Here is a 6,663-nt window from a genome sequence, read left to right as displayed (position 1 = left end):
TTCCTCAAACCCGCGCGCGGGGTTCGATGACCCCCTGCGCTTTGCTGATGACGGCCAAGCTGGCCAGCGGAATCAAGCGCGTGCGCTGTTCATCATCCCAGGCAACTTCCGCCACCCGCCCTTCGATGTTCACCACATGCCCGCGCTTGCGCGCAAGCTGCGCACTGTGTCCACAGCGCCGGATGACATCGCCCGCGATGCACACCGCATCATTGATCTTCATGGTTGATCCTTTCAATAGTGGTGCGGTCGTTGCCGCGCTGCGCCGATTGCATCGGTCACGGAAAACAGTCTAACAGGAAAAGCGGTATAACACAACCCCTTAAAGAGAAATATAAAACAAGGTGTATCAATAAACCCTTTGAGAAACTTTAGCGCGCTAAAGTTTCGGCGCGGCTCGGTGCTTTAGTCGAGGATGGCGAGCAGCTTGGCGCGAACCTCATCCATGAGGTCAGCGGGCAGGCTCTCGATCTTGCGGCCACCGCGAGACAGCACATCGAGGGCGCGCGGCTGCGAACACAGGACAACCCCGGTGGTTTGGATGCCAGCGCCCGAAAGCGAGACGGTGAAACCCGCCGAGCGGGCAAAGCTGCCGCCGTTGGTGATCGGCACGATGACCGGCGTTTTCATCACCCGGTTGAATTTGCCCGGCGACACGATCAGAACCCAGCGCAGCGGCTGCGGCTGGGATGGTTAGCCATAACGGCGGTTCTCCCGTGCTGCGCACTCCCAGGCATTGATTACTTCGTTGATTTCGCCAAGGGATACCTCGCGCCCCCCGTTGGTGTAATAGATTAGTTTGTTCGTCCCCTCGCCAATTTTCCGACCTAGCTTGTAAGCAAACGTGGAGGCTTGGCGGATCGACAAGACTTCGCCGCCGCTTTCTTTCCAGTCGCTCGGGCGACCGTCGTATCCCATGTCGGCCGGGTTAGTTGTCCAACGGACAGTGATTTTGCTGCGCATCGTCAGAGCTTTAGGCATTTCATTTCTCCTGCCCCCGATCCGCGAGGCGCCGGTCGTGGTTTCCGCCACGGGTTGTTGAATGCGCTCAATGCGCGGAGTGCGCAAGTGCTTTTTCTTAGCGCGCTAAAGTTTTGGGGCGCGGCCATAGGCTCAATCGAGGATGGCGAGCAGCTTGGCGCGAACCTCATCCATGAGGTCAGCGGGCAGGCTCTCGATCTTGCGGCCACCGCGAGACAGCACATCGAGGGCGCGCGGCTGCGAACACAGGACAACCCCGGTGGTTTGGGTGCCAGCGCCCGAAAGCGAGACGGTGAAACCCGCCGAGCGGGCAAAGTTGCCGCCGTTGGTGATCGGCACGATGACCGGCGTTTTCATCACCCGGTTGAATTTGCCCGGCGACACGATCAGCACAGGGCGCATGCCCTGCTGTTCGTGCCCCGAAGTGGGATCGAGCGAAACCAGATAGATGTCGCCCCGTTCCATCAGATGACCTCATCGCCCACGGCAGGCGCATCCAGCCATTCCCGTGCTGCCGCGCTCAGTGGCGCAGAGGGGTCGCATTGCGCCAGAAGCGCATCAAGGGTATATCGGCGTGCAGGCGCAGGCTGCACGACAAGCCGACCGGCCTCCACCTGCAGGCCGACATTGGCGCCCGCCTGCAGATGCAGCAGATCAAGCATGACGGGGGGCACGGTCAGCATGACCGAGCCGCCGACCCGCCGCAAAGTCGTGGTGTGCATAGCATCCTCCAAAGGTTATACAAAAGTATAATGATAAACGGAGACTTTAGCGCGCTAAAGTCGTTGGTGGGCGGTGTCGCTGCGTGTGCATCGTTGATGACCTAGCCAGTTGGCGCGGGCCGATTGCCGCCGATCCGCGATGTAAAGGGTTGCGCTGCCCTGCAATAGCCTATTCGCCCAGGCGTCGCATCCTCGAAAAGTAGAAACGCGCGCTGGCGGCGCACGCCATCATGCGCGCCCATTCCGCACCCATGCCCAGCGCGCGAAAATGCCGCGCCAAGCGCAGGCTGTCGGCGTGACTTCGTTGATGCACCGCACTGAGGCGATTGCTCGGGTATTTGGCAGAAAAAGGCGTTTGCATGGGGATTCCTCTCAATACGTTGGGGGGGGGAATGGCCGGGCCTAGCGGCCCGGCCTGTTGGAAAATCAGGCGTAAGCTGTCCAACGCTGCAGCGGCCATTCGCGCAGGCCATCAACCACGCGCAAAGGGTGCAGCTTTTTTGCGTACATTGATCCGCCGATCAAGCAGCTCTCATCGCGCATTCGCACCAGGAACGGCGAGCCGACAAAAGCCCCCGGCTGCGGCGTTGCGGCACCCTGCATATCGGTCGGCGCGCACTCGTTGCTTTCGGCGGCGATCTTGCGCAGGGTCGCCGACTGCGCGCCGTTCAAGGCCACGACCTCGTAAAAGTCGATATTGGTCTGCTCGTAGCCCCAGGAGCACACCAGCACATCCCCCACGCTCACACCGCGCTGCCCCTGCTTTGCCGCCCGCCGCTCCTCGGCCAGCTCGCGGCAAACCTTCAAAGCCGCATCGCAGCGCGCTTGCACGCCCGCCATGTCCCGATGACGCTCGTAAAAATCGCGCTTCGTCCTTCGCCCGGTAAACACGGCCAGAAGTCGCGCGCCGTCCGTATAGGCCACGAACCCGCACGCCTCATCCTGCACCATGACCCGCAGGCCACAGCGCCGCGCGAAATCCTCTCGCTTCGCCTTGACATCCTGCCCGCTGCTTTTTGGTGAGTCCTCGGGGGGTACGGGGGGAACGCCCGTATCGTGAGTGGGTGCGGTGTTGAGTGGGTTCATGGTGTGACCTCCTGTGGGTGGGAAAAAATCTGCTTTTTGGAGCCGCCTCACAGGAAGCCGTAGGGATGCGCGCCCGCAGGGCTGCGGGCGTCGAGAGGGGCTGCAGGGGGGCATGACAGAGCCGGGTGCGCGCAGCGCACCGGGCGGGCCGCTTGCGGCCTGGCGTGACCCCGTGCAAGACCAGCCGGGCGAAGCCGGGCGCAGGCGACCCCGAACAGCCCGCAAGCATCCCGCAGGCTGGGCGGCTCCAAAAAGCAGATTCACCCGCAGGCGATGGAACCCGCCACACCGCACCCACGCGGGCAGGCCGCAGGCCAGCCCGCTCCTGCCCGCAGCGCGGGCCAGCTCAGGTCTGTGGGGCGCGCAAGCGCCCTGCCCGGTCAGGGGCAGCCTGTCCGGGAGTTAGGGGGAGGCCAAGCAACGCGCGGCGGGGGAGGGTGCAAGCCGTCCCCCAGGAGGCAAGCGCAGCGCGCAGCGCCTACGGCGCGCAGGCGTCAGCGATGGAAGCCCGCAAGGGGCGAGACGGGCGCAGACCGGCTCGATGCGCAGCACGACAGCCCGGCCCGAAAGGGTGACGCACAAGATTGGGGCGAAAACTTCATTCCCCTCACATTACCCCTTGTTTATAGGAACGAATGACGTTTTGTTACAGCTTTCTGTGAACTAATGCACACAACGGAACTTTTCTCAAGTAGAGTTGATGCAACAAATCGGCGTGTTTGCAATGTAAAACAAGCGCGATTGTCATATTTCCCCCGCACCAGTACGAAGTAACCCGCACATCGCATAGGAGAGCAACCGATGAAGTTCCACCCCCTCACCGTTGCAGCGATCTTGAGCATCAGCGTCTTGCCGATGCAAGCGATGGCGCAGACCGCCGCCGCACCGCAAGTCAGCCAGCAGGCGCAAGACCTCGTGAACAAAATCCTCGCGGCCCAGCCGCCTTTTACCGGCGATGCGGCGCTGGGATGCAAAATTCTTCTATGTCTGGCGAACCCCAACGGCCCGGAAGCGGTGACGCAGTGCATCCAGCCGATTCAAACGCTTTGGCACATTCTGAGCGAAACCCCGCCCGGCCAAATCCCGGTTTGCCCGATGGCCTCGACGCCGGGCAACAAGAACTACGCCACGCAGGCCGTCAACTACTACAACGCATGCCCCGCAGGCACAACCCCGCTGGCCGCAGGCGCGCAAGCGGCCCTGCAGGGCCAGCCCGTCACTTATAGCTGGGTGCGTGACGGCGATGATGGCTATTCGATGCAGCTCACCGGCGTCTCGACCGGCATAGGCGACGGCGAGGGACTGACGCCCGACTATGGCGGGCGTGATGGCAACTACACCCCCCTGCAGCCCATGACTTGCGTCGGGCAGCAAGTGGGCACCATCACGCCGAAAGACAGTAATTCCATGTGGTCGTGGTACGGACAGAAACCGCCCGCGATTCCCGTTTACAACCAAGTGACGACGATCCAGCCGGGCATGAATGGCCGGGCGATTGATGTATTCATCAACAACGCCTTGCATAACGTGGTGCATTACTGAGCCAAAGACTGCGCCGGATATTGAGCCGCCATGCACGCCCTGCCCGACCTCCCCGCGATGATTGCGCAATGCACCCAGCAAGTCCCTGCTGGATGGATGAAAGCCATCATCCAGAATGAGAGCGGGGGCAACCCTTTGGCGATCAACGTCAATGGAGGTCAGGCGCTCGCACATCCACCCGAGAATATCGCGCAGGCGCAAGCAACCGCTGCATGGCTATACCAGCACGGCTATTCGTTTGATGCAGGAATTGCGCAGATCAATAGCGCGAATTTCAAACGACTGAACCTAGACGCAAAGACGGTATTCGATCCATGCACGAATATCAAGGCGGCTGCAATCATTTTCGACCAGAACTACAGACAAGCCTACGGGATAACGCAAGACCCGCAGCGCGCGATTCTGGATGCAATTTCGATGTATAACACCGGCTCGCGCACCCAGGGATTTGCGAACGGCTATGTTCGTAAAATCGTGGATACGGCGACCAGCAACCCGAATATCATCCCACTAACAGGAAAGGAAAAACAGAAACAGACACCTAAAGATGAAAGACAAAAACAGAAGCAGCAAGCTCCGTATGACCCCTACGATGTTTACAAAGCATCGCAGCCCGCTCACATAAAGGTTTACTAGAACATAATATGGAGTAAACCTGAACCCACACAATCAATGGAATCCACCGAGCCGAGCCACATCAAAAGGCGCGAATTTGAATTGCTAGTTAAAACAAACGCCCTATCCACTTTCATCATTCGACAAAGGAATGACGCCTATGAGTTGAGCGCAAAACACCGATATGAAAATCTCGAAGTCGTGCTTGAGGCGGCACGAAACAAAGCGAGAACCTGGAAACGCCTCGATACCCTGATGAGCTATATCAAGTCCATTGAACCGGAACCTTTACCGATAAGGATTGAACGATGAACACAATCGCATTACCCCGTTTTGCCCAGCAGCGCATCGCCATGTATCAAAGCATGGATAACGATCAAAAGCTGGTGTTCTGGCTGCAGGCCCTCAGCATCCTGGGCCTGTTTGCGCTCTATCTCATGGCGGGCACCGCCCACGCCGCCGCCTGGGATAACGAAGCGACAACGATCAAAACGACCCTCACCGGCCCGTTTATGACCACGGTGGCCATCATTGCCGTGATCGTGTTGGGTGTCATGGCCTTGTTTGGCAAGATGTCGTGGGGCTGGGCGGGTTCGATCATCGGCGGGATCATCCTGATCTTTGGCGGCACGGACATCGTGAACCTGATCCAAGGGGCGGCGTGATGCAGGACGAGGAACTGCACACCGACCCGCTGTTTGCGGGGCTCACGCGCCCGGCGACCGTGGCGGGCGTGCCGCTCACTGCGTTTGTCATCGAGGCGCTGATTGTGATTGTGGCGTTCCTCGCCTCGAAAAACATTTTCACCTTCCTGCTCGCCATTCCTTTGCACGGCGCGCTTTACGCGCTCAGTGCAAAGGATGGGGGCATCTTCCATGAACTCATGCTCGCGGCGCAAACCAATGCGCCGGTGCAGAACCGCAGCGTATGGGAGGGGGCCGCGAGTTTTTCCCCCGTGAAACAGCGGAAACCGAGGAAACTGCTTTGAAGTCAATCGCAACAATCACGCTCGCTGCGCTCTGCGCCTCACCGGCCTGGGCGGGCGACTTTCAGGCCACGGCGCAAGTGGTGGGCGCAAGCCCCAATGTCGTCTATATGCAAGTGCCGCATCAGCAATGCACAACGATGATGCCGCCCCCAGCACCCGCCCCGAATACGCAAGTCGGGGCCGGTACGGTCATCGGCGGCATCGCGGGCGCGCTCCTGGGCGCGCAGGTCGGTCAAGGCAACGGCAAGATTGCCGCCGCTGCCGTAGGCGCGGCCACGGGCGCCTTGGCAGGCCAGAGCATGCAGCAAGCCAGCGCCGCCCCGCAGACACCGATACAGAGCTGCCAGACGGTCTATCAGGACGAACCGCAGACACAGGGCTACCGCGTGAGCTATCGCTATGAGGGGCGCGTATTCAGCGCCGTGCTGCCTTATGAGCCCGGCCCGACCCTGCGCGTGAACGTGCAAGTCACGCCTGCCGGTTGAACCCACTTTAGCGCGCTAAAGAACGAAAGGAACGAAACCATGAACGGAAGAATGATTTTTGGATTGATCTGGATGGCCCTCGCGGGCTTGGCATCGTATTTGCCCGATTTGTCCAAGGGGGCCTATGCCGTATTGATCGGGAATTTGCTTTTAGGAGTGATGTCGGTGGGTTGGGGATTGGCCGCGAAGGGGTATTTTCGCAAGACCGATAACCCGCAGCAATGATGCAACCCACTTTAGCGTG

14 protein-coding genes are annotated in these 6,663 nt (G+C 60.2%); 7 read left to right on the top strand and 7 right to left on the bottom strand.

Annotated features, from left to right (window positions below; translation table 11 throughout):
* Window positions 1-4 precede the first annotated feature (4 nt).
* The 7 genes from THI_RS17950 to THI_RS17920 form a co-directional block, all read right to left on the bottom strand.
* Window positions 5-223, bottom strand: a complete 219-nt coding sequence (locus tag THI_RS17950) for a hypothetical protein (protein ID WP_020909933.1) — start codon at window positions 221-223, stop codon at window positions 5-7.
* A 182-nt stretch (window positions 224-405) separates the two neighbouring features.
* Window positions 406-657 (bottom strand): type II toxin-antitoxin system PemK/MazF family toxin, encoded by a 252-nt coding sequence (locus tag THI_RS17945; protein ID WP_020909932.1) that lies wholly within the window; start codon window positions 655-657, stop codon window positions 406-408.
* A gap of 36 nt (window positions 658-693) precedes the next feature.
* Window positions 694-1,068, bottom strand: a complete 375-nt coding sequence (locus THI_RS17940) for a hypothetical protein (RefSeq protein WP_157096610.1) — start codon at window positions 1,066-1,068, stop codon at window positions 694-696.
* Window positions 1,069-1,113: 45 nt separating this feature from the next.
* Window positions 1,114-1,446 (bottom strand): type II toxin-antitoxin system PemK/MazF family toxin, encoded by a 333-nt coding sequence (locus tag THI_RS17935; RefSeq protein ID WP_020909930.1) that lies wholly within the window; start codon window positions 1,444-1,446, stop codon window positions 1,114-1,116.
* Window positions 1,446-1,703: an AbrB/MazE/SpoVT family DNA-binding domain-containing protein gene (locus tag THI_RS17930; protein ID WP_020909929.1), complete on the bottom strand. Its 258-nt coding sequence runs from the start codon at window positions 1,701-1,703 to the stop codon at window positions 1,446-1,448. The genes THI_RS17935 and THI_RS17930 overlap by 1 nt, the downstream gene beginning before the upstream one ends.
* Window positions 1,704-1,872: 169 nt before the next feature.
* A complete protein-coding gene (locus THI_RS17925) occupies window positions 1,873-2,064 on the bottom strand; it encodes a hypothetical protein (protein ID WP_020909928.1) in 192 nt (63 codons plus the stop codon).
* A gap of 65 nt (window positions 2,065-2,129) precedes the next feature.
* A complete protein-coding gene (locus THI_RS17920) occupies window positions 2,130-2,789 on the bottom strand; it encodes a hypothetical protein (RefSeq protein ID WP_157869600.1) in 660 nt (219 codons plus the stop codon).
* Window positions 2,790-3,590: 801 nt separating this feature from the next.
* On the opposite strand from THI_RS17920, the gene THI_RS17915 reads away from it, so the two are divergent.
* From THI_RS17915 to THI_RS19040, 7 genes are read left to right on the top strand one after another with little or no spacing between them, the layout of a single operon-like run.
* Complete coding sequence (locus THI_RS17915; protein ID WP_020909925.1) at window positions 3,591-4,331, top strand: hypothetical protein; 741 nt, start codon at window positions 3,591-3,593, stop codon at window positions 4,329-4,331.
* Between the two features lie 30 nt (window positions 4,332-4,361).
* Window positions 4,362-4,967 (top strand): lytic transglycosylase domain-containing protein, encoded by a 606-nt coding sequence (locus THI_RS18240; RefSeq protein ID WP_020909924.1) that lies wholly within the window; start codon window positions 4,362-4,364, stop codon window positions 4,965-4,967.
* A 36-nt stretch (window positions 4,968-5,003) separates the two neighbouring features.
* Window positions 5,004-5,258 carry a hypothetical protein gene (locus THI_RS19045; RefSeq protein WP_020909923.1) on the top strand — a complete coding sequence of 85 codons (255 nt, stop codon included), beginning with the start codon at window positions 5,004-5,006 and terminating at the stop codon, window positions 5,256-5,258.
* Window positions 5,255-5,611 (top strand): TrbC/VirB2 family type IV secretion system protein, encoded by a 357-nt coding sequence (locus tag THI_RS17905; RefSeq protein ID WP_020909922.1) that lies wholly within the window; start codon window positions 5,255-5,257, stop codon window positions 5,609-5,611. The genes THI_RS19045 and THI_RS17905 overlap by 4 nt, the downstream gene beginning before the upstream one ends.
* Window positions 5,611-5,934 (top strand): VirB3 family type IV secretion system protein, encoded by a 324-nt coding sequence (locus tag THI_RS17900; protein ID WP_020909921.1) that lies wholly within the window; start codon window positions 5,611-5,613, stop codon window positions 5,932-5,934. Before THI_RS17905 ends, THI_RS17900 begins: the two co-directional genes overlap by 1 nt.
* The gene (locus THI_RS17895; RefSeq protein WP_020909920.1) at window positions 5,931-6,419 is read left to right on the top strand and encodes a glycine zipper 2TM domain-containing protein; all 489 of its coding nucleotides are present in this window, start codon (window positions 5,931-5,933) and stop codon (window positions 6,417-6,419) included. Before THI_RS17900 ends, THI_RS17895 begins: the two co-directional genes overlap by 4 nt.
* 39 nt (window positions 6,420-6,458) lie before the next feature.
* The gene (locus THI_RS19040) at window positions 6,459-6,644 is read left to right on the top strand and encodes a hypothetical protein (protein ID WP_020909919.1); all 186 of its coding nucleotides are present in this window, start codon (window positions 6,459-6,461) and stop codon (window positions 6,642-6,644) included.
* The last annotated feature ends 19 nt before the right edge of the window (window positions 6,645-6,663 follow it).

The organism is Thiomonas arsenitoxydans (assembly GCF_000253115.1).
GTDB classification, from domain to species: domain Bacteria; phylum Pseudomonadota; class Gammaproteobacteria; order Burkholderiales; family Burkholderiaceae_C; genus Thiomonas; species Thiomonas arsenitoxydans.
This window is presented reverse-complemented; position numbering and strand designations above follow the sequence as displayed.

What these genes read in the sequence shown, in the direction of transcription:
- THI_RS17950 (WP_020909933.1), bottom strand. Translation starts at nt 223, where the DNA reads ATGAAGATCAATGATGCGGTGTGCATCGCGGGCGATGTCATCCGGCGC.
- THI_RS17935 (WP_020909930.1), bottom strand. Translation starts at nt 1,446, where the DNA reads ATGGAACGGGGCGACATCTATCTGGTTTCGCTCGATCCCACTTCGGGG.
- THI_RS17930 (WP_020909929.1), bottom strand. Translation starts at nt 1,703, where the DNA reads ATGCACACCACGACTTTGCGGCGGGTCGGCGGCTCGGTCATGCTGACC.
- THI_RS17925 (WP_020909928.1), bottom strand. Translation starts at nt 2,064, where the DNA reads ATGCAAACGCCTTTTTCTGCCAAATACCCGAGCAATCGCCTCAGTGCG.
- THI_RS17920 (WP_157869600.1), bottom strand. Translation starts at nt 2,789, where the DNA reads ATGAACCCACTCAACACCGCACCCACTCACGATACGGGCGTTCCCCCC.
- THI_RS17915 (WP_020909925.1), top strand. Translation starts at nt 3,591, where the DNA reads ATGAAGTTCCACCCCCTCACCGTTGCAGCGATCTTGAGCATCAGCGTC.
- THI_RS18240 (WP_020909924.1), top strand. Translation starts at nt 4,362, where the DNA reads ATGCACGCCCTGCCCGACCTCCCCGCGATGATTGCGCAATGCACCCAG.
- THI_RS19045 (WP_020909923.1), top strand. Translation starts at nt 5,004, where the DNA reads ATGGAATCCACCGAGCCGAGCCACATCAAAAGGCGCGAATTTGAATTG.
- THI_RS17905 (WP_020909922.1), top strand. Translation starts at nt 5,255, where the DNA reads ATGAACACAATCGCATTACCCCGTTTTGCCCAGCAGCGCATCGCCATG.
- THI_RS17900 (WP_020909921.1), top strand. Translation starts at nt 5,611, where the DNA reads ATGCAGGACGAGGAACTGCACACCGACCCGCTGTTTGCGGGGCTCACG.
- THI_RS19040 (WP_020909919.1), top strand. Translation starts at nt 6,459, where the DNA reads ATGAACGGAAGAATGATTTTTGGATTGATCTGGATGGCCCTCGCGGGC.